The sequence below is a fragment of the Streptomyces griseus subsp. griseus genome (genome assembly GCF_000720255.1).
Classification (GTDB): Bacteria; Actinomycetota; Actinomycetes; order Streptomycetales; family Streptomycetaceae; genus Streptomyces; species Streptomyces griseus_I.
In genome coordinates this window covers 1-21,052 of sequence record NZ_JOJE01000014.1, presented here as the reverse complement: position 1 = coordinate 21,052, position 21,052 = coordinate 1, and the positions used below count along the sequence as shown (strand labels likewise).

The 21,052-nt window shown below is 69.3% G+C and carries 12 protein-coding genes and 5 pseudogenes; 6 read left to right on the top strand and 11 right to left on the bottom strand.

Going from position 1 to position 21,052, the window contains the following annotated elements; genetic code table 11:
• Positions 1-418: 418 nt before the first annotated feature.
• The 5 genes and pseudogenes from IG99_RS20310 to IG99_RS50390 all read right to left on the bottom strand — a co-directional run bounded on the left by IG99_RS20310 (position 419) and on the right by IG99_RS50390 (position 6,956).
• Entirely contained in the window at positions 419-1,567 is a 1,149-nt protein-coding gene (locus IG99_RS20310) for an SGNH/GDSL hydrolase family protein (protein ID WP_037675995.1), read from the bottom strand.
• A gap of 55 nt (positions 1,568-1,622) precedes the next feature.
• Positions 1,623-4,076: an RICIN domain-containing protein gene (locus IG99_RS20305; RefSeq protein ID WP_037676202.1), complete on the bottom strand. Its 2,454-nt coding sequence runs from the start codon at positions 4,074-4,076 to the stop codon at positions 1,623-1,625.
• A 101-nt stretch (positions 4,077-4,177) separates the two neighbouring features.
• A pseudogene (locus IG99_RS50395) lies at positions 4,178-4,380 on the bottom strand (arabinofuranosidase catalytic domain-containing protein); the annotation flags it as partial.
• A 961-nt stretch (positions 4,381-5,341) separates the two neighbouring features.
• Positions 5,342-6,247 (bottom strand): annotated as a pseudogene (locus tag IG99_RS20300) (non-reducing end alpha-L-arabinofuranosidase family hydrolase); the annotation flags it as partial.
• Between the two features lie 544 nt (positions 6,248-6,791).
• Positions 6,792-6,956, bottom strand: a complete 165-nt coding sequence (locus IG99_RS50390; protein ID WP_234311910.1) for a hypothetical protein — start codon at positions 6,954-6,956, stop codon at positions 6,792-6,794.
• Positions 6,957-7,270: 314 nt separating this feature from the next.
• On the opposite strand from IG99_RS50390, the gene IG99_RS20290 reads away from it, so the two are divergent.
• Together IG99_RS20290 and IG99_RS20285 are read left to right on the top strand one after the other, a co-directional pair.
• Entirely contained in the window at positions 7,271-8,587 is a 1,317-nt protein-coding gene (locus IG99_RS20290) for a ferredoxin reductase family protein (protein ID WP_037675993.1), read from the top strand.
• Positions 8,588-8,856: 269 nt separating this feature from the next.
• The gene (locus tag IG99_RS20285) at positions 8,857-9,981 is read left to right on the top strand and encodes a glycoside hydrolase family 12 protein (protein WP_037675990.1); all 1,125 of its coding nucleotides are present in this window, start codon (positions 8,857-8,859) and stop codon (positions 9,979-9,981) included.
• A gap of 94 nt (positions 9,982-10,075) precedes the next feature.
• Here IG99_RS20285 and IG99_RS20280 read toward each other — a convergent pair whose 3' ends face one another.
• The 5 genes from IG99_RS20280 to IG99_RS50380 all read right to left on the bottom strand — a co-directional run bounded on the left by IG99_RS20280 (position 10,076) and on the right by IG99_RS50380 (position 16,656).
• Positions 10,076-11,362: a CE1 family esterase gene (locus IG99_RS20280; protein WP_051865666.1), complete on the bottom strand. Its 1,287-nt coding sequence runs from the start codon at positions 11,360-11,362 to the stop codon at positions 10,076-10,078.
• A gap of 18 nt (positions 11,363-11,380) precedes the next feature.
• A complete protein-coding gene (locus tag IG99_RS20275; protein ID WP_051865664.1) occupies positions 11,381-12,829 on the bottom strand; it encodes a glycoside hydrolase family 43 protein in 1,449 nt (482 codons plus the stop codon).
• A 58-nt stretch (positions 12,830-12,887) separates the two neighbouring features.
• Positions 12,888-14,468, bottom strand: a complete 1,581-nt coding sequence (locus tag IG99_RS20270; RefSeq protein WP_234311908.1) for a glycoside hydrolase family 27 protein — start codon at positions 14,466-14,468, stop codon at positions 12,888-12,890.
• Positions 14,469-14,839: 371 nt separating this feature from the next.
• Positions 14,840-16,018, bottom strand: a complete 1,179-nt coding sequence (locus tag IG99_RS20265) for an SGNH/GDSL hydrolase family protein (protein ID WP_234311902.1) — start codon at positions 16,016-16,018, stop codon at positions 14,840-14,842.
• A 371-nt stretch (positions 16,019-16,389) separates the two neighbouring features.
• The gene (locus tag IG99_RS50380; RefSeq protein WP_234311901.1) at positions 16,390-16,656 is read right to left on the bottom strand and encodes a hypothetical protein; all 267 of its coding nucleotides are present in this window, start codon (positions 16,654-16,656) and stop codon (positions 16,390-16,392) included.
• A 133-nt stretch (positions 16,657-16,789) separates the two neighbouring features.
• Between IG99_RS50380 and IG99_RS49620 the strand changes: the two genes are divergently transcribed.
• From IG99_RS49620 to IG99_RS45630, 3 genes and pseudogenes are all read left to right on the top strand, one after another.
• Positions 16,790-17,821: a hypothetical protein gene (locus tag IG99_RS49620; RefSeq protein WP_051865661.1), complete on the top strand. Its 1,032-nt coding sequence runs from the start codon at positions 16,790-16,792 to the stop codon at positions 17,819-17,821.
• A gap of 71 nt (positions 17,822-17,892) precedes the next feature.
• Positions 17,893-18,089, top strand: a pseudogene (locus IG99_RS50375) (NF041680 family putative transposase); the annotation flags it as partial.
• A gap of 30 nt (positions 18,090-18,119) precedes the next feature.
• A pseudogene (locus tag IG99_RS45630) lies at positions 18,120-18,531 on the top strand (isocitrate/isopropylmalate family dehydrogenase); the annotation flags it as partial.
• A gap of 44 nt (positions 18,532-18,575) precedes the next feature.
• On the opposite strand, the gene IG99_RS20250 reads toward IG99_RS45630, so the two are convergent.
• Positions 18,576-20,000: a family 43 glycosylhydrolase gene (locus IG99_RS20250; protein ID WP_037675983.1), complete on the bottom strand. Its 1,425-nt coding sequence runs from the start codon at positions 19,998-20,000 to the stop codon at positions 18,576-18,578.
• A gap of 884 nt (positions 20,001-20,884) precedes the next feature.
• On the opposite strand from IG99_RS20250, the pseudogene IG99_RS47680 reads away from it, so the two are divergent.
• Positions 20,885-21,052, top strand: a pseudogene (locus IG99_RS47680) (1,4-beta-xylanase); the annotation flags it as partial.

Here is a 21,052-nt window from a genome sequence, read left to right as displayed (position 1 = left end):
GGCGACGGCCGCGGATAAGCGTGGTCCACGAGCGAGGCTCCGAAACGGAGCGGATGAAGGCTGCATGCTGTTCCTCGGGTGTGAGGGGGAAAGGGGACGGAGAGTGCCGTTTCTGCTCGGAGGGACGCAGAAGTGGGCCGTCGACCGCTCCCGTCAGCGTGCCCGAGAGCACAACAGAGAACTCTTAGACATCCCATGTCGCATAGTGATCCCACAGCCTCTATGCGGTGTCAATAGGTGCGCCTTCAGGAATCAGGGCCTAATCCATCCCATGTTTCTGCTGGTCAGACGCCCTGAGGGCATGCCAACTCCCGCGTCCGGCGACAGCCGTCGTGCCGCCGGGCGCGGGAGTTGGTGCCGGTCACCTCACCTGAGGTCGGCCGCTGTCATCCGGCGGCCGCCAAGGGCACGAGTCAGGTCATGGAGCCGAGGTGACCGGCAGGGTGGTCCACTGCTGGTTGGCGCCGCCGTTGCAGTCCCACAGGACCAGCTGCGTACCGTCGGTGGCGGACGAGCCGGGAACGTCGAGACAGCGGCCGGAGACCGGGTTGCGGTAACCACCGCTGTAGGCCTGCCACTGCTGGTTGGCGCCGCCGTTGCAGTCCCAGATCCCGATCTTGGTGCCGTTGGCGGTACTACGGCCGGTGGCGTCGAGGCACTTCCCGAGGGCCCGCAGGGTGCCGTCGGGAGGCGCAGACCAGAGCTGAGCGTCCGAGCCGTTGCAGGACCGGATGTCCGCCGCGGTGCCGTTGGCGCTGTCGCCGCCGTTGACGTCCAGGCACTTACCGGCGATTCCGGAGCGCACCTGGCCGCCCACGGAAACCGGAGACTTGATCCAGCCTGCCGCGTCCGCGGCCTGGACCCCGGCGTTGAAGGCGTCCGCCATCTTGCGGTAGCCGTTGTCGTTGGGGTGCAGGGAGTCGGCCAGGTCCGCTCTGGTCAGAGCGCTCATGTCCACCAGGCGTACGTGCTTGCCGGCGGCCTGCGCGGCCTGGACGATGCCGGGGAGCTTGGCGTTGAACGCGGGCCGGTTGGCCTCCTCGGTGGCGCTGGTGGAGACGATCACGGTGCCGACGAGGACGGTGGCGTCGGGGGCGGCGCGGGTGATCCGGTCGATGAGCGCGCGGAGCCGGTCGGGGGCGGTCGGGATCTGGTAGTTGCCGTTCAGGTCGTTGGTACCGATCTCCAGGGTGACCACGTTCGGGCGGTAACGGGCCAGCACGCTGTCCGCGATGCCGGCTATCTGGTCGATCCGCCAGCCGGAGTGGCCTTCGTTGTCCGGGTCGGACATGGTGCCGCCCCGGCCCGAGCCGACGAGGTCCAGGGCGTGCCCCCCGGCCGTCAGCTGGTTCCACAGGAAGCTCCGGTAGCCGTTCCCTGACGGGCTGCCGACGCCCCAGGTGATGGAGTCGCCCAACGGCATCAGCCGCAGGGCGGCGGGCGCGGCGGCGGCCCGTACGGCGGAGGGCGGGGGCTCGGTGCCGGTGACGGCCACCGCGGATGATGTGCCGCCGACGCCGAGCGCGGCCGTCAGCGCGGCAGCCAGGGGTGCCGAGTACTTCTTCATCTGCGTTCCTCACTGGTGCGGGACAGTGGGTGGGGTGAACGAGTACGCCGGCCGGTCATCGAGCGGTGAAGTCCTGGTTGCTGCCGGCCGTGTTCTTGCAGGGCCACTGGTCGAGCTGCTGGCCGAGGTTGCTGCCGCCGCCGTAGACGTCGAGGCAGAGGCCGCTGTTCTTGTTCTGGAAGGAGTACGAGCCGTCGGACTGCCGTACCGGCTGCCACAGGCTGCCGGGCGCTCCGTCCGCGGGTTGCTGCACGATGTCGGGTGTCCCGGCGGTAGTGGAACCGCCCGACACCGCCACGACGTGTCCGGAGTGCTGTGCCCGCAGTTGCCCGTAGCCGCCCGAGACCGGCACGAACTCGAACTGCTGGTTGCTCTGCCCGTTGCAGGTCCACTGGTCGATCGCGGCGCCCGCGCTGCCGGAGTTGCCGTGCACATCCAGGCACAGGCTGTTGCTGCCGATCACCAGCTGGTGGTAGCCGGTGGGGAAGCCGCCACCGCCGCCACCCGATGACTGGACGCCTGCCTGTTGGATGACCTCTCTGGCGCCCTGCGGCCAGTTGGTGCCGCTGACCTGGACGTTGCCGGTGAGGACGTTGTTGTGCGGAGGACCGGTGGCCACGTACGTGTTGCCGCCGTTGTACCAGTTGCCGGAGAAGGTGCTGTCGTCGGTGTGGTTGTTCGCGTTGGCGTTGGTGAGCGCCCAGTTGCCGGCGTCCTGCACCACGTTGTTGGACACCTTCAGGTACCGGGAGCCCTCGTCGAGGTACAGCGCGGTGGTGCGGTTGTTGTCGTACATGTAGTTGTCGGAGATCACCGAGCCGGGCATGGCGGACAGGCTGTAGATGCTGCCGCCGTCGAACATCGCGTTCTTGGTGTCGAAGACCAGGTTGTGGGAGACGGTGTTGTTCTTCAGCGTCGTGGGAGTGCTGTAGACGGGCTGGTAGTTGTACGTGCCCCGGTTGGCGTAGTCCTGGCTGCCGCCGGGGTCGTTCATCCCCCAGCCCCAGCCGATGTCGATCCCGTCGTAGGGCAGGTGGTCGCACTGGTTGTGGGTGATCGTCGCGTTGGTGACGTAGGTGGACAGGATTCCCGCGGTCTCCTTGTAGTCGGTGCCCACCCCGCTGACCTTGTTGTTGCTGATGGTGATGTTCTGGTTGGTCATCTGCGGGTTGCTCGGGTGGTGCGCGTCCGGCTGGATACCGCCGACCTGGATGCCGCTGCCGGCGATGTCGGTGAACGTGTTGCCGGTGATCGTGACGCCGTTGGCGCCGAGTCCGGTGCCGGAGGCCGTGGCGACGCCGTCGTTGCCGACGCCCAGTCCGGCCTGCCCGAGTTCGGAGAAGGTGTTGCCGGAGAAGGTGATGCCGGTGGCGGCGGAGACCTGTACGGCCGCGGGCATCTGCGCCCAGTGGTTACGGGTGGCCTCGAACTGCGTGCATCCCGACTTGCAGGTGCTCAGCCAGTTGGCGGGCATGGCGTAGGCACCGGTGATGTGCGCGCCGCTCTGCTGGTCCGCGTAGCCGTCGGGTCCGCTCGGGCCGAGCCAGGAGGTTCCCGTGAACCGGACACCGGTGAATCGCAGGCCGGTCGCAGGTGAGCCGTATGTGCCGCTGATGCCGAGCAGGCTCTGCAGCCGGGGCAGTTCGACGTCGAGGCTGTTCGGGTTCTGCCCCGGCTGGGCCCGGTAGTAGAGGTCGCCGGTGGACGAGTCGAGGTACCACTGTCCGGCCTGCTTGAGGAACGCGTAGTTGTTCTCGAGATACATGGTCCCGCCGGCGAACGGCGCGTTCATGGTGTCGTAGCCCCAGGAGTTGTTGTTCCACGCGGGCTGCTGCATGGTGATGGTCCGGCCGCTGATCGACTTGACCGGGGCGTAGCGGTCGGTGAAGGAGTTGAGGCTCTCGACTTCCATGTGGTTCTGGTCCGAGAGGCCGGCCAGGTAGTCGAGGGAGGAGTTGGTGACGGTCAGGCCGGTCGGGGTGAAGGTGAAGCTGGAGCGGGGCACCTGGATTGCGGCCCGCGGTGCCACCTTGCCGTCCACGTACAACTGACGCGTGTTCACGCCGGTGCCGACGTGAACGGACCAGATGTTGCTGTTCTGATCATGGACCTGCCAACCAGATACACGTTGGGCGCCGCTCACGACCGGTTGCTGCCCGGACATCGCCTGGTAGCTGATGGTGTGGCCGTTCTGACCGCCGTCGCCGGAGCCGAAGGTCAGCGGGTTGGACAGCCGGTAGGTGCCGCCGGCCAGGTGGACCACGACGTCCGAATCGGCCGAGAGCCGGTGCGCGGGCTGCTGCGCCTGGTCGATCGTGGCGAACGGCTGCTCGACGGTGCCGTTCCCGCCGGGAGCCGCGCCCGGCGCCACGTACAGGTCCGCGGCCGACGCCTGACGCTCGGCGGGTACGGCGGACGCGGCCCCGGCCCCGGTCAGGCTCTGGGCCAGTAAGGCGAGCAGGGCCACGGGGGCGGCCCAGAGGCCGCGGGGCACTCTCGATTCGGACATCGTCATCCTCCAGTGGTGACGCACGGGGCCCGTCCTGTTGGGGCGAGGGAGACCGGGTGGCCGGGGCTGAGCCGACCACGGGTTGGAGCCGTTCAGGTCAGTTGATCCTGGGCGGCGGCGTATCCGCCCGCGTTCAGGACGCCGATGTTCCGGGTGGTGTTGTCCGCGGTCCGCCGGACCTGGTAAGCGGCCCGTTGCACGAGGTGTACAACGCTCGTGTCGTGCTGTGCGCCGCCACACGGGGTGTACCGCCTGCCGCACTGATGTCGCACGGCCCGGACGTGTCTGAACGGGCCGTACCCACCGAGACCGTGGCACCGGGTCGGCGTGCCGGCGACGAGCACGACTGTGGGTCGCGCACGCGCACGCGCACGCGCGAAGCCTTCGGCAGGAAGCCGGGCGAGCGCTCCGGCGGAGGGACGTGTGCCCGGACGTTGTCCGGCCTGCCACGGCGCCGTAGCGCCGCGCGTAACCGTTGCCCGCCACGCCGCCCGGACAGCAGGTGGCGTTCTTGTCCATATGGTGCCCATCTGATCTCCCTACCGTGCCGGCGCAGCCCGATCGGGCGCGCCGGTGGCGCCGACCATCCGGAAGCGCTTGGAGGTGCCGTATGTGCAGCGAGTTGCAGAGAGGTTTCGGGGGGAGACGGTGCCCCCGCCTTGACGGGCTGTCAAGGGTGTGGAGGCTCCTGCTGCCAACCTTGTCGCGAATCGGTTCGACGGCTGATTCCTGCGGTTCGGGACCGACCGGTACGCTCGAGGGCTTTCGAGGTGGAGGAGTGTGGAGGGCGGCGTGACCTCCCGCCGCGCGGGGCGCGGTGGGCCCCGCCGCTGTGTGCACGGCCCGGCCCGGCTTGCCGGGTGGCTGCCCGTCGTACCGATGAGCAGGGATGCAGCCGCCGCATCCCTACGACGGCGCCGGCCCGCACGGCACGGGGCGAGGCGGCGGCGCCTCAGCCCGCGCACCGGCGCCGCCTTCGCCGCGCGGCACGTCATTGACCATGAACTCCGCCAGTCGTACCACCCCGTCGAAGCGCTTACGCGGAACCGGTTCGCCCTGCGCCTCCCCAGGGCACACACGGGCATCCGCGATCACCGTCCAGGCGGTCCGACCGCCGTAAATCGATCTCGGCGGACTGCGCATCGTCAGTGATCCGACCTCGACGACGCGGGTCCCCACCGGTGAGAAGAACCCCAGCCGGTGTACGGCTGGGGTTCCGCGACGCGGTGTGCGCCGGTCGGCAGGTGCGGCGTTGCCCCAGCAGGTCAGCGCTGCAGGGTGAGGACGCCCGGCCGCCAGGGCAGCGAGTTGTAGGGGCCGGTCGCGGAGGGCGACTTGCCCTGGTAGAGGAACTGCAGGTTACAGGGGTCGATGGTCATGGTCTGGTCGGGGTTGTTGCGGACCAGGTCACCGTGGCTGATGTCGTTGGTCCAGCCGGCACCGCTGTTGGCCTTGCCCGCGAAGGGGTTGTTCTCGCCGGCGGCCTGCGGGGTCCACGAACCGTTCAGGCTGGAGGCCGTGAACGAGCGGAAGTAGCGCCGCCCGTTCGTCCCCATCGCCTCGACGATCATGAGGTACTGGTTCTGGCCCTGGACCTTGTAGACCTGCGGCGCCTCGAACAGGTTGTTCGTCGTGTCGCTCATGATCGTCGTGTACGACGAGCCGAAGCTGCCCGGGAAGTTGCCGATCGGCATGCTCGCCCGGTAGATCTTGCCGTTGTCACCGGCGAAGAACAGGTACATGTTCTGGCCGTCGGCGATCAGCGTCTGGTCGATCGGGCCGGTGCCGGAGCCGGAGATGCTCCCGGTGAACAGCGGCTTCGGCGCGGACCAGCCGTTGGGGTTGGTGGGGTCGCTCGACGTGCGGTAGATGAAGGGCCAGGCGCCCCACTGGTACGCCAGCACCCAGATGTTCTTGGGCGCGAAGTAGAACAGCGTGGGCGCCACCGCTGACTGGTTCATCCCGGCCTGGCCGGCCGAAGCCATGTCCGACCAGTTCGTGAAGGGACTGAACCTCATCGAACCGTACGACGATCCGGCCACGTTCGACGCGTAGACGAGGTGCTTGCCCTGATACACCACGTTGGTGAAGTCCTTCAGCGATACCCACCCGTTCGCCGGCTGCGCCAACGGACCCGTCGACGTCCACCGGTACGTCGATGGTAAGGAGCACGCGTTGGGGGCCGCCTGAGCCGGGTTGGCGACGAGCGACGCCGCCAGCGAGCCCAGGGCGGCGACCGAGGCGGCGAGCACCGCGGACAGACGTTTGCGGCTGAACTTTTCTCTGCGCATGGGGACCTCTTGCTTCGTCAGTGAGCGGTTCCGGCCTGCCCCGTCAGGGGCTGCCCGGACTGTCGATGTGCTGCGGTCGCCGTCCCGCATCGCGGAGTGGCCGAGCTGAGCTGACGGGCCATGACATATGCATGAGCGGCATGCTCCTTGCGTCTCGGCGGCCGTTCGGTGGGCGTGACGCGGAGGCGCGTGTGCGCGATATCGAACAAGGGGCGAAGTGTCGAGCACCTGGATGATGGGGCGGCCCGAGAAAGGCGTCAATACCTCTCGCAAGATTCGCTGCCGATGTCGAAACATTTCGCAGGGCCCGCGGCACCCGATGCCACGCTCCAGGAGGAGTGAACGCACCGGTTCGTCGGCGCGCGGTTCGATGTGGAGGACGCCGTCCATCGATGTGGATGACGCCGTCCATCGGCGTGTTGAGTCACGTCCACGGTGACAGGGAACCCGGCAGCGGAATCTCGGTGTACGGGACGCGGAGGTCTCCGTACGTCGTCATGGTCAGGCCGAGCACTCCGGAGCCGCCGCGGGCCGGTGCCCGGGCCGTGCCGGCCGGGCTGTAGCCGAGTTCGCGTGCCGCGGCGAGCACACGCTGCCTGGTCGACTCGAACAGTCGTCCGGCGCGTTGAGCGCGTTGGACACCGCAGCCGCGGACACACCGGCCCGTGCGGCCACGGCGTCGAGCGTGGGGCGCCGCCAGACCGGCGAGCTCTTCATGCGTCCCCCCACAGCCCTTGTTACCCCAACAGCCTTGCGACGGGCTTGTGGTTAAGGCCTTAATCACTCAGCGTACCGGCCACGGCGGTCGTTTCCGGCCACGACCTGTGTGTCTGTCCGGGCGTCCGACGGGTTCACGAGAGCACATGACCAAAAGGGGAAGCGGTGGAGGCGACGATTTCACGGGTGCGGCAAGGCACCATACCTCCGGTCGTCGCGGCGCGGTGGGCGCTGTGGACGTTCGTCATCGTCAACCTGGTGATCGTCGAGGCCTTGTTCCTCACCGCCGGAACCGGCAAGAACGGGGTGCTCACGGTCGCCAAGTTCTTCGGACTGCACGCCGCCGTGCTGCTTCTGTTCCAGCTGCTGCTGGTGGCCCGGCTGCCCTGGCTGGACCGCCGTATCGGCATGGACCGGTTGACGGTGTGGCACCGGTGGCTCGGCTTCACCCTGCTGTGGACCGTCCTCACCCACGCCGTGCTGGTGGTGCTGGGCTATGCGAGGCTCGACGGCGCGTCGGCGACGAAGACGTTCGGGGCACTGGCGGGGGTGCCGGCCTCCCTGCTCGGGATGTGTGCCGCGGCGATCGTCGTCGCGGTCGCCGCGGTGTCCGCCCGGTACGTCAGACGGCGCCTGCGGTACGAGATCTGGCACGGCCTGCACCTCCTGCTGTACGTGGCGTTGGGACTGTCCTTCGTCCACCAGCTGCTGGAGACCACGACCTTCAGCTACTCCGCGACCGCGAAGCTCTACTGGTGGGCCCTGTGGCTGTTCGCCTTCGGCGCCCTGGTCACGGGCCGGATCGTCATGCCGCTGTGGCGCAACGCCTACCACCGGTTCCGGGTCACGGCGGTGGTGCCGGAGTCGAACGACGTGGTGTCGGTGCACGTCACCGGCCGTCATCTCGACAGGCTGCCGGCCCGTGCGGGCCAGTTCTGCATATGGCGCTTTCCCGGACACAGCCACTGGTGGTCGGCCAATCCGTTCTCCCTGTCCGCAGCACCCGACGGCCGGACGTTGCGTCTCACCGCCAAGGCGGTCGGCAACGCCAGCGCCGGCCTGCGCGGCCTCCCCATCGGGACCCGCGCGTTCGTCGAGGGGCCGTACGGGGCGTTCACCTCGCTGCACCGAACACGGCCCGGCGTACTGCTGATCGCCGGAGGGGTGGGAATCACGCCGGTTCGAGCCCTGCTAGAGGAGGAACCGGCCGGCGACATCGTCGTGCTCTACCGGGTGCGCGGCGAGAACGACGCCGTGCTGGTCGAGGAGGTACGCGACCTGGTCGCGGACCGCGGCGGGCGGCTGCACCTGCTCACGGGCCGCACCGGGGAGGGCAGCTCACCGTTCGAGCCGGAAGGTCTCCGCGCCCTCGTTCCCGACATCACCGAACGCGACGTGTACGTCTGCGGCCCGCCCGGCATGACCTCGTCCGTGCTCGGCGCTCTGCGCGGACTGAAGGTGCCCCACCGGCAGGTTCACGCCGAGCGGTTCGGTCTGGCGTGACACCCACAACCGGCCTGCGGGCCGGGTGATGCCGGGTGCCCGGATCGCCGCCAGGGCGATGCGCAGCCGCTCCGAGCCTGATGGCCCGGGGCGGTTTGCGCACGTCTCAGGAGCGCCGCCGCAGGAACCCAAGAGCAGGGTTGTCATGAGCATGATCAAGCCTTACAGTCCGGGACAGATGGAGACATGGGAGCGCTCCCAACCGGGGGGGTGACGGGAGCGCCGGCACGCCCCCCGAACACAGCCGTACCTCCGGAAAGAGGCCCCGCATGCCACCCTTACCGCGCCTTCTCCCCACCCTGCGCGACGCGTTGGGCGCCCTGGTGACGGCGCTCGCCGTCATCGCCGCACTCGTCGCCGCCACGCCACCCGCCCAGGCCGACACCACTGTCTGCGAAGAGTTCGGCTCCGCCGTCATCCAGGGGCGCTACGTCGTCCAGAACAACCGCTGGAACACCGGCGCGCCCCAGTGCGTCACCACCACCGACACCGGCTTCCGGGTCAGTCGGGCCGACGGCTCCGTGCCCACGAACGGCGCACCGAAGTCGTACCCTTCCGTCTTCAACGGCTGCCACTACACCAACTGCTCGCCGGGGACCCGGCTCCCCGCGCAGCTCGCCGGCATCTCCAGCGCGCCGAGCAGCATCTCCTACGGCTACGTCGGCGATGCCGTGTACAACGCCTCTTACGACATCTGGCTGGACCCGACGCCCCGCACCGACGGCGTGAACCAGACCGAGATCATGATCTGGCTCAACAAGGTGGGGCCGATCCAGCCGATCGGTTCTCAGGTCGGCACGGCCACCGTGGGCGGACGCTCCTGGCAGGTCTGGTCGGGCAGCAACGGCACCAACCGTGTGCTGTCCTTCGTCGCCCCCTCGGCGATCGGCAGCTGGAGCTTCGACGTGATGGACTTCGTCCGGCAGGCCGTCGCGCGCGGGCTGGCGCAGAACAGCTGGTACCTGACCAGTGTCCAGGCCGGTTTCGAGCCGTGGCAGAACGGCACGGGGCTGACCGTGAACTCGTTCTCGTCGACCGTCAACACGAGCGGTGGGCCGGGCGGTCCGGGCGGTTCCACGGCGTGCACCGTGTCATACGCCACGAACGTGTGGCAGGGGGGCTTCACCGCGAACGTCACCGTCGCCAACACCGGTTCGGCACCCGTCGACGGCTGGCGCCTCGCCTTCACCCTGCCCTCCGGACAGCAGATCACCAGCGCCTGGAACGCCTCCGTCGCCCCCTCCTCGGGAGCCGTCACGGCGAGCGGCCTGACGCACAACGCGAGCATCGCCCCCGGAGGCAGCCAGACCTTCGGCTTCCAGGGCAGCTACAGCGGCTCCTTCGCCGCGCCGGCCGCCTTCGGCCTGAACGGCACGGACTGCACCAAGGCGTGACGTGACCGGCGCCGGGTGTGTGACTGCCGCCCGGCGCCGGGAGCTGCCGGGCGGGCCGCTTCTTCGCGGAGCCGGCCCACCCGGTCACGTCAGCTCATGTGACGCTGCAGGCCGTGCCGTTGAGGGTGTAGGAGCCAGGCGGGGCGGTGTTGCCGGTGTGGGTGGCCTGGAAACCGATGCCGACGGACGCGCCGGGGGCGATGGTGGCGTTGTGGGCGGCGTTCCTGGCCGTCACATGGCCGGAGGCGGGCGAGTAGTCGGCGTTCCAGCCGGACGTGATGCGCTGGCCGTCGGGCAGCGTGAGGACCAGGGACCAGCCGTCGACCGCGGTGGTGCCGGTGTTGGTGAGGGTGATGTTCGCGGTCAGACCGGTGTTCCACGCGCTGACGGTGGCGGTGACCCGGCAGGTGCCGGTCTCCGGCGACGGCTCGGAGGTCTGGAACTGTGTGAAGAACTTCCACACCTCTCCCGGAACCCAGGTCCTGCCGCTGTCACCGGGGGCCCCGTCGTGGGGAGCGGCGATGTGTCCTTCGTCGAACGCGGCCCAGGCGACGGGGTGTCCGGCCGAGCAGCCCGAGTAGGTGGTGACCCGGTGGGTCAGGCTGCCCTGCGCGGGCTCGGGCGGGTTCTGGGGGGTGCAGCCGTTGTTCCTGACGAACCTGTCCCGCAGCGCCCGTCCGCCGGAGATGCCGAGGACGTTGTCCCTGAGGCCGTGCACTCCGAGGTAGGCGATGGGCTGCGTTCCGCCGCTGCATCCGCTGAGCTGCCCACCACTCTGCACCGCGACCGCGCGGAAGACCGTCGCACGGGAACAGGCCAGTGCGTACGACATGGCGGCGCCGTAGCTGAATCCCAGAGCGAAGCGCTGGGTCGTGTCGACGCACAGGTCCGACTCGATGCGCCGGATGATGTCGTCGACGAGGGCGACGTCCTCGCCGCCGGAGTTTGCCCAGCCGTTGTTGAGGCCCTGGGGTGCGACGAAGACGGCACTGTTGTTCGCCAGCCGCTGGAGCCCGTAGTAGGCCCAGGTGCCCGTTTCCACGGTGCGGCCCGTGGCGACGTCGGTGGAGGTGCCGCCCAGCCAGTGGAACCCGAAGACCAGCCGGTAGGCGCGGTTGCGGTCGTAGCCGTCCGGGACCCGCAGGATGAAGCTCCGGTTCTTGCCACCGCTCTGGATCGTGTACGTACCGCTCGTCAGGGTGGGTGCCTTGCCACAGCCGGCGCTCGCGGCAGCGGCGCGCGGGGGTGCGGCAGCCGTGCCGGACGCCGTGAGCTCGGTGTTCTCGCCCTGGCCGAGACCCAGTGCGGTGCCGCCCATGCTCAGGACGACCAGCACCGCGACCAGGGCGGGCCATAAGAGGGATCTTGTCCTTGTCGTCATGCAACTGCCCTTCTGTGGTTACCGCGGTGCCGTCACGGTGGCGACTGGGGTGCGGGAGGTGCCGGGGGTGAACTGCCACCAGTTCAGGTTGAGGAGGTAGCCGCTGCCGCCGCTGAACCGCAGGTAGAGGTCCTGGGTTCCGGCCGCGCCGGCGACCGGACAGGTCACCGTCGTCCAGTTCTGCCAGCCCCCGGTGTTCGGCACGGCGCACCGGCCCACGACCGTCCCGCTCGGCGACCCCAGGCGCAGTTCGACGGTGCCGCCGCCGCTGCCCGAGGCCACGCGCGCGGTGAAGGAGGACGCGCCCGGCCCGAAGGCCACGCCCTTGACCTTGATGTAGTCGCCGTTGTCGATCCAGCCGACGTTCATTCCGCCTTCGCCGGCCGGTTCCGTCTCGATCCCGGATCCCCAGGCGAGCGTCTCGGCCTCCTGGCGTACGTACGGGTTGAGCGTGCCGTTCTGGGGGGCGCCGCCGTTCGTCATGTTGATCACCGGGATCGTGCCGTCGGCGTTGTAGGCGAACTTCTCCACCGCTACCGAGCGGGTGAAGCCACCGCCGCCCGGAAGTGCGCCGTTGTGGTAGAAGAAGTACGAACTGCCCTTGAAGTCCACGATCCCGGGGTGGTTGGTGAAGCTGCTGCCCTGGGTGGGCATGACCGTCCCGCGGTAGGTCCAGGGCCCGGTCGGGCCGGGCGCCGTGGAGTAGGCGATGAACTCGGAGCAGCACTTGGCCGCGAACACCATGTAGTACAGGCCGTTGCGCTTGTAGACCCAGGGGCCCTCCTCGTACAGCGTGGGGCGGTTGGGGTCACCGGTGCGGGTGCCGAACCCCGCGGTGGTGAGCGGGATCCTCGTGGGGCTGCCCGAGTAGGACGTCATGTCGGCGTTCAGCCTGACGTACGTCAGATTCGGGTTGCCCCAGTACAGGTACGCCTGGCCGTTGTCGTCGATGAAGACGGTCGGGTCGATCTCCCCGTTCTCCACCAGCGGACGGCCGATGGCGTCCCGGAACGGGCCGGTGGGGCTGTCCGACACCGCCACGCCGATCGCCATCCGGCCGGTCGCCCGGTTCTTCACGGGCACGTACCAGTAGAACCGGCCGTTGCGCTCCACGGCCTGTCCGGCCCACGCGTCGGCGGACGCCCAGCTGAAGGTGGCCAGGCTGAGCGGTGAACCGTGGTCGGTCCAGTTGACCATGTCGGCGGAGGACCACACCCGCCAGTCCTTCATGGTGAAGTAGGTGGAGCCGTCCTCGTCGTGCCCGGTGTAGAGGTAGACCCGCCCGTTGTGGACCAAGGGGGCCGGGTCGGCGGTGTAGACGTGCTGGACGATGGGGTTGTCGGCCCGGGCGGCGGTGGGGTTGACCGCGGCGGGAACGACGGCGAACGCCAGCAGCAGGCCCAGGGTCCAGGCGACTGCCCGGGTGAGCCTGGTGCCGGCGGTGGGAGACGGCCGAGCCGGGATCATCGCGGCCTCCTGGGGGCGACGGCGGGCGGGCGAGCCGTTGGCGGGTGCGCTGCGTCCCTCATGTGCGGCTCCACTTCTGGGTGGTCCGGCCGTTGCAGCTCCACAGGACCAGGCGCGTTCCGTTGGCGGTGTCGGCCCGGTCGGCGTCCAGGCACAGCCCTGCGTGGACGTTGCGGAGGGAACCGTCGGAGCCGACGGTCCACTTCTGGTTGTCCTGGCCGTTGCAGGGCCAGGTGATGACCCGGGTGCCGTCGGTGGTTCCCTGGTTGTAGGCGTCCAGGCACTTGTCGCCGAAGACGCGGATCTCGCCGCCGGCCCAGGTGGTCCACAGTTGGTTGGCGGCCGTGTGACAGTCCCAGAGCACCGCTGCGGCTCCCGACGCGGTGGAGGCGTTGTCGACGTCCAGGCAGCGGCCGGACGCGTTGCCGCGCAGCCGCGAGGTGGTGGCGGCCAGCGGGCTGCCGCCGGTCACCCGGAACACCGCCGCACCGTGCGCGGGGACGCTCGCCGAGATCTGCCCGGACGTGCTCGACGTACCGCCGGTCCACAGGTCCGTCAGGGTGAACGACCCCCCGGACAGCCCGACTTGCGCGGCCGAGGTGGTGACCGTCACGGCGCCTGATCCGCGGTTGAACAGGCCGACCGCGACCGAGCCGTCGGACAGGGGCTTGGCGAACACCTCGGTGCTGCCGTCGTCGCGCACCCTGCGCCCACCGGCGCCCAGGGAATCCTGGTTCACCGCGAGCAGACGTGGGTTGCGCAGGATCGCGCTCACGTCGGCGGACATGGTGCGGATGTCGTTGCCGGCCATGAGCGGCGCCCCGAGCAGCGACCACAGGGCGAAGTGGGAACGGGACTCCGTCAGGGACAGGCCGGGCCGGCCCACGACCAGCATGTCGGGGTCGTTCCAGTGTCCCGGGCCCGACTGCGCCGCGAGCGGCGCGGTGACGTCGAGGACGTTGCCGACGCCCATCGGATAGCTGTTGGTGTTGCCGTTCTGCCAGATGTCGAGCAGGTCCTCGGTCGTCCGCCACAGATCGGCGACCTCGCCCCAGTTGTAGGTGGCTCCGGTGATGGCGTGGAAGCTGTTGGGGTTGATGCTGTAGACGATCGGCCGCCCGGTGGCGCGCAGGGCGTCCCGCATCAGCGTGAACCGCGCGACCTGTTCGTCTCGGGTGCCGCTGGAGGAACACCAGTCGTACTTGAGGTAGTCGACGCCCCACGACGCGAACGTGGCGGCGTCCTGGGCCTCGTGTCCCCTGCTGCCCGTCGACCCCGGATAGGCGCCGGAGGTCTGCGCGCACGTGCGATCGCCCGGCACCTGGTAGATGCCGAACTTCAGGCCCTTGCCGTGGATGTAGTCGCCGAGCGCCTTCATCCCGCTCGGGAACTTGGACGGGTTGGCGCGCAGGTTGCCCGCCCCGTCGCGCTGCGGGTCGAACCAGCAGTCGTCGACCACCACGTACCGGTAACCGGCGTCCCGCATGCCCGAGGACACCATCGCGTCGGCGGCCTGGCGGACCTGGGCCTCGGTGATCCCGCATCCGAAGCTGTTCCAGCTGTTCCAGCCCAGGGGTGGCGTGAGCGCCGGGCTGCCGGGCGCGGCTGCCGAGGCGGCGGAGTGAGCGGAGGCCGTCATGGACGCGGTGACCGTGAGTGCGGCGGCCGCGAGGAGTTGGAGCAGTCGTCGTCCGCCTGATCGTCTGGGTCTGCGCACCGGGGCTCCTTTTCCGGAGGCGGGATGTCAAGTTCATGACATCTATGGGAGGTTCCGTGCTCGCACTTTCGATGCGTCGTTCGGAAAGTCAGGCGTCACGGATACTAGAGAGACGTCCCGGCATGTCAACATCCTCCGACGTCCGCGCTCCCCCGCGCTCCCCCGCACGCCCCTCGGGCTGCGGGGGAACGCCACTGACCTGTGGTATCCGGTTGACGGACCGCGGCAACCGGCCTCGATTCAGCTCCGAATGTTTCGAGTGAGCCGACGAATCATGCGGTCTAACTCGCCTCTCACCAGCCCGTCGGCAGACCGGCGATGAACGGTGTGAGCCGGTCGGAGACCAGTCGGTCGTCGTGCGCCGAGTAGTGCCAGTGACAGCCGAGGAAGTCCAGGCCCGCGTCGTCGAGGAACCAGTACCGCACCCGGCTGTCGCCCTCGTCGTTGCGTGCCTTGACCACCTGCTGGACATGGCCCGCGAACTGGCCTGCGCCGACGGCCACGATGGTGGTCGCGGGGCCGTAGCGCGTGCGCAGCTTCCGGAGGAAGTCGCCGTAGGCGGTGCGGTAGGCGGCCGCGAGGCTGTCGGGCGTCCACGGCTCACCGGGGTTGACCGCGGTCGAGAAGTCGTTGGCGCCGAGGTTGACCACTACCACCTGGGGGCGCCAGGTGCCGGGGTTCTGCCAGACGTCGCCCGGCACGTTCAGCAGGGCACGGTCGTAGAAGGTCCGGTACGTGACCTCCGGCGAGCCACCGTTGTAGTTGCGCACCATGCCGAGGCCCGAGTAGGCGTTGAGCTGGTAGTCGGCGTTCAGCCGCCGCGCGGTGAGGGCGCCGTAGCTCACATCGGCGTTCGTGGTCCGCCTGACCTGGTCCGAGGTGCAGTCGCGGGAGGTCGAGAGGTTGCCGTAGCCCACCGTGAGGGAGTCCCCGATGAATTCGATCTGGCGGTGACGGGCGGTCGGTTTGCTCAGCACGGCACCGCCGCGCGCGGCGAGGAAGCCTCCGAAGGCGCTGGTGTCCCAGGGGCTGTCGTTGCGCTTGACCAGCCGGACGGCGTGCACGCGGTCCTTCAGGCCGTTGATCCAGTGCGTGGTCCGGCCGGGCGTGACGAGCGTGGCGACGGTGGCCCCGTCGACCTGGACGTCGTAGTCGGCGGCCGAGTCGTTGAGCACGACGCCCACACCGGTGCCCCTGACGGAGCCCTCGAAGTACACTCCGGGCCAGCTGTACTGCACCGTGCTTCCGGCGTCCTTGACCCGTCCCGCGGTGTGCACCTGCGCCAGCACTCCTTTCGTGCGGCCCAGTTGCTCCCGCGGTGCGTTCGGATCCCCCGCGGCCGCCCGCGCCGTCCCGGCGGCGCCCGAACCCGTCACCACCGCGGCCAACAGGGCGGTCGCCGCGGTGAGCACCCGCACTCTCCTCCCGCGAACCCTCGACGGCACCCCGCGCACGCTGAACATGCCCTTCATCTGCGTCTCCTTCACCGCGCGAGTGCGCCGACGCGCGACAGCGCCGCCTGCACTCGGCACTCCGGTCGGTCGATGACGAGTCGTCGGCTCGGAGAAGGCGTCCGGGCGTTTCTGGCGCTCCAAGCACTGCGGACGCGCACTCCCCGGCCCACACCATAGGGTCGATGCGCTTCGAACGTAACTCCCCCGCTGTACACCGCACTTCAGGGCTCTGCGCCGGGGGGCACGCCGGTCCGGCGGCGGCGCGGCGTCGAAGCGCTTGGTCGGCGGGCACCGTCGAGCACGGCCCCTCGTCCCCCGAGGGCCTTCGTCAGTCCCGGGCAACGAAGACCATCTCGTTCTGCGGTCACGTCATTGTTCGTGGCCCGGTGTTACCAGGCGGGCATCATCGGCGCGGGGCAGCGGTCGCCGACCGCGCCGTTCGGCAGGAGCGAGCCGATCGGATCCAGCCCTTCGGGGGTGAAGATGAGGTGCGCGGCGGCGGCGTTCTCGGCCACGCGCTGTGCGCTGCGGGTGCCAGGGATCGGCACGATGTCCCGGCCTTGGGCCGGCAGCCAGCCGAGGGCCACCTGCGCCACACCCGGGCCCTGAGCTTGTCGTTCAACGTCCAGCTTCGGATGGGCGAGCCTGACGATCACGCGTCCGCGCGGTCTGCCCGGGGAATGCCGGCCTCGCGTCCGCCCTGCGGTGCGAGGGAAGTGCCTCGAAAGCGATGTCGGTCCGCTCAGGCATGATCTACTCCGATCGGACTCAGCGGTTGGGTGATGTGATGTGGGCGAGTGGCGAACCGATCCGACGTTCGCGATGTGCCGGGCGTTGACGGACGGGGCAGATCTGTACTCGTTCGTGGGCGGGCCGTTCGATGTGCGTGCGGTGGCGGCCGCCATACGGCCGGAGGTCAAGGACGGATTCCTGCTCTGCGAAGTCCCCTGGGAGAACTTCCCGCAGGGGGATCACGTCAGGGAGGCCATTCACCTGCTCCACACCAGCGGCTCGCCCGTTCGTACCGGCACGGGTGTTGTGAGCGGCATGTGCGCCAACGACATGCGGGCCGCCGCCGTGCTTGCCGTGCCGTTTCTGATCCGGATCGCTGCCGACCCCCGCCACCCTTACCGTGCCGACGCGCTCGCTGAAGTCTCCTCCCCGGCCCGCGCCCGCTACTTCAACGTCGCCTCCCGCGGCGAACTGCTGCTCCACCGCGCCGAGCCCCAATACGACGACCTCTACGGCGACTACGGCGTCGAGGTGACTGGTTACCCGGCGGGCTGGTCGGTTGCCGCCGCCCGGGGCGCGATCACCGCCGACGCCACCCTCCTGACGCCTCTTCTGCACGACCCCGACCCTGCGATCCGGATCCGCGCCGCCTACGCACTGGCCGCCGCCACCGACCTCGACCGCGCGGTCCGTGCCGCCTTCCGCACCCGGCTCGACGCCGAGCAGGACCCGATCGTCCACGCCGCCCTGGTCTTCGCCACAGCCGAAGCCACCCGCGCCCACCCCCACCCGCCGACCACCGTGTGGATGCGAGAGCGCTGGCGGGACCGAGCGCAAGTGCCCGAGGCCCGGCTGGCCGCCGCGATCGGCTGGCTCTGCCTCACCGACGAACCCGCCCCTGACGACCTGCGCGCAGCCGTCGACGACCTCGCCACCGACGAGCGTGCCCACGCCATGGACGACCTGCCCTGGATGGCCGCCGCGGGCGGATCCAGCGAGACGGGACTGCAGCGGTGCGTCCGAGAGATGCTCCACCCCGAACAGCCTGATCCGACGGAGCACGACGACCCGTGGACCCCGCGATCCTGACGGCGGGAGCAGACCCCCGCCTACGTTCCCCCTCGAACAGGCGGACCCGAGGACCACTCGTCCGGGTGTTCACCTTCCGCCTGCTCAAGCAGACCCTCGACTGGACCCGCCCGCGCCTGCGCGACTCCGAAGCGGTCGGCCGCTGGACCTGGCTGGTCATCGCCGCCGACACCCAACTCCGCCTCGCCCGCCCCCTGTAGCCGACCTCCGCCGCCCCTGGGAACGGCCAGCGGAACCGAACAAGCTCACCCCCGCCCGTGCCCGGCGCGGGTGTTCAGGAATTGCATGGCGGGAAGACGAGGCGGACGCGATCCTGCAGGGCGCCGTCGGCTACCCGGGCGTGCAGGACCACGTCTCGCTGTGGGGTTGCTGATTCCCATCGGCCAGTACGTCAACCTGCGGCCGATCCGGGTCTTCGAGGGCATCGACAGCCCGGTGCGCGACGCACGGCCGGGCGAGGTCGATATCGTCGTCGTGCGGGAGAACGCCGAGGGCGAGTACAGCGAGATCGGCGGACGGCTGAACCAGGGCACGCCCGAGGAACTGGCCGTCCAGGAAGCGGTGTTCACCCGGGCCGGGGTCACCCGGATCGCCGACTACGCGTTCTCGTCCGCCGCCGGGGGAATCTCACCTCCGCCACCAAGTCCAACGGCATCATGCACACCATGCCGTTCTGGGACGAGCGGGCCGCCGAGCACCCCGGAGTCACCGGACCAGGAGGCGGCCAAGACCGCCGACTCGCGGCCGGTGTCGCTCACTGGGTGTAGAAGGTGGCGTCGGCCCGGTCGGTCGCCGTGCTGAGAGCCTGGACGTACAGCAGGTAGTTGTAGTGGCGGATGTAGCGGCCCGGGAAGTTGAACGACTCGTACGAGACTCCGGCGGAGTCCGCGAGGCCGGCCCGGGCGGTGAAGGAGGCGTCACCGGCGAACAGTGCCGTCCCGTCGTTCTTCTCCACCCACACCTCGTTGTTCTTGTGGCGAAGGAAGTAGCCGGGGAAGTTCGCCGACTCCAGGGAGACGGTGCCGGTGCCGGCGAGACCGGTGACGACACGGAACTGCGAGTCGGCCAGCGGGGAGACGTTCGCCTCGATCTTGGCGCGATAGTCCCAGTGCCGGATGAACCGGTCGGGGAAGTTGTACGAGGAGAGCCGGATCGGGGTGAGACCGTCGGCGACCGGGATGCCGAAGTCGGGGGTGCCGTCGGCCTTCCAGTAGATCTTCTGGACGCGGGTGCGGCGGTTGGGGTCCTTGAGGGGGTCGCCGCTGATGTCCTTGTAGCTGCGGTCGTGGTAGACGAGGATGTCGGACTTGCCGTCCTCGGAGACCGTGAACTGGTTGTGCCCGGGGCCGTACTGGCTGGTGGCGTCGTTACTGGCGAAGACCGGGCCGGCGCTCTTGGCCCACGACGACGCGGTCAGCAGGTTGGCGGAGGCGGACGCGGTCAGCATGCCCATGCAGTAGACGGCACTGGTGGCGCTGGCCGAGAAGGTCATGAAGACCTTGCCGTTGCGCTGGAGCACGGCCGGGCCCTCGTTGACCGTCGCGCCTCCGGCGGTCTCCCACGCGGCGGTCGGCCGGCTGATCATGACCGGGGTGCCGGTGATGGTCCACGGGCTGGACATCTGCGCGATGTAGAGGTTGGTGCCGGAGCCGACGGCCGGGTCGTTCTGCGCCCAGGCGAGGTAGCGGGTGCCGTTCACGGCGAAGGTCGTCGCGTCCAGGGAGAAGGTGTCCAGCGGCAGGGCGATACGCCCCTTCTCCGTCCAGGTGCCCGTGATCGGGTTCGCGGCGGTGCACTCCAGGACGTAGGGCCGGATGTGCCAGACGTTGTTGGCGTCACCGGCGGCGAAGTAGATGTACCACTTGCCGTCGATGAAGTGGATCTCCGGGGCCCAGATGTAGCCGCCCATCGTACCGCTGGCGTGCTTGGTCCAGATGGTCGTCTCGGCGGCCGAGGACAGTCCCTGGATCGTGGTGGCACGGCGCAGCACGATGCGGTCGTACGCCGGCACCGTGGCGGTGAAGTAATAGAAGCCGTCGGTGTGCTTGAAGATGTGCGGGTCGGCCCGCTGCTCGGCGATGGTGTTCGTGTACGTCACACCGGGTGACGCGGGCACGGCGGCGTGGGCGGTACCGGCCGAGACACCGGTGAAAGTGGCGGCGGCCGAACCGGCGATCATGCCGAGGACCGTTCGACGGGTGAGCTCAGGTCTCACGGGTTGCTCCCTCAGGTGTGGGTGGTGCAGAGATACCACCTGCTCACGACATCCGGTATTTCGAACACCGTTCGTCACTCCGGCCAGAAGATAGATTCTGCACCTGCCCCGGTCAACGCTTGCGTCATAAAAAAGGCATTGATTCGAATCGGTTGACGTACGCCACGAACAGCCGTACAAGCTCACTCACGCCACCCCAGTGACAGAACTGGCCGGACAGAACCATTCGAGGAACTGCGAATGTCGGACGTATTGACGCATCCCGTTTCCCTCACTTACTGTCTGCCCGATCTTACGAACGTTGTTCGATATGCCGCACAATTCAGCTGGTCGGACTCCGAGTTGGCTATGGAGCTTCCGCCGGCCGAGCACCGGGAGGGAACGCCGCCGGACGCACAACGGTCAGCACCAAGCGGCGACAACTCGGTCACCCGTCGCTGATGTCGCCGCATTCCGCAGACCGCCACCGCCGTGGACGCCGCAGAGGCGCACATATGAAGTGCTTGTGGGCGCCGAATGAGCCCCAGACCGTCTTGCCGCGCTGCACCCGCGCGCTCGGATCGCCAATCGTCCGTCCGGCCCGCACCACGACCGCCCCACCCGGGCGGCACTCGTGACTTCGCCGCACAATCCGTCGCACCGCCGACGCACCGGCTCGCGTGCCAGCCCCGCCGTCACCACGGCGACACCCACCGCACGTGGGAGGAACACCGTTGCCCGGATCCGCCCCCTTTCGGATCGTGCCTAACCGTCCTGTCTCGCCCCACACCGAGACGGAGCTTCCCCCGCCGCCCTGCCTCCTCCCCCTTCACCCGACGGTGGCACCTGCACGACGATAGGAGATCCACATGTCCGCGCTTCGCGCCCGGCTGTCGGTGATGTTGCTCGCCGTATGCCTCCTCTTCACAGGCCAGGCCCTGACCACACCCGAGCGGGCGGCCGCTGCCGACCCCGGCTACCTGATGGTGCACTTCACCGGCGATTCCGCGACCGGTCAGATGTTGTACCTCGCGCAC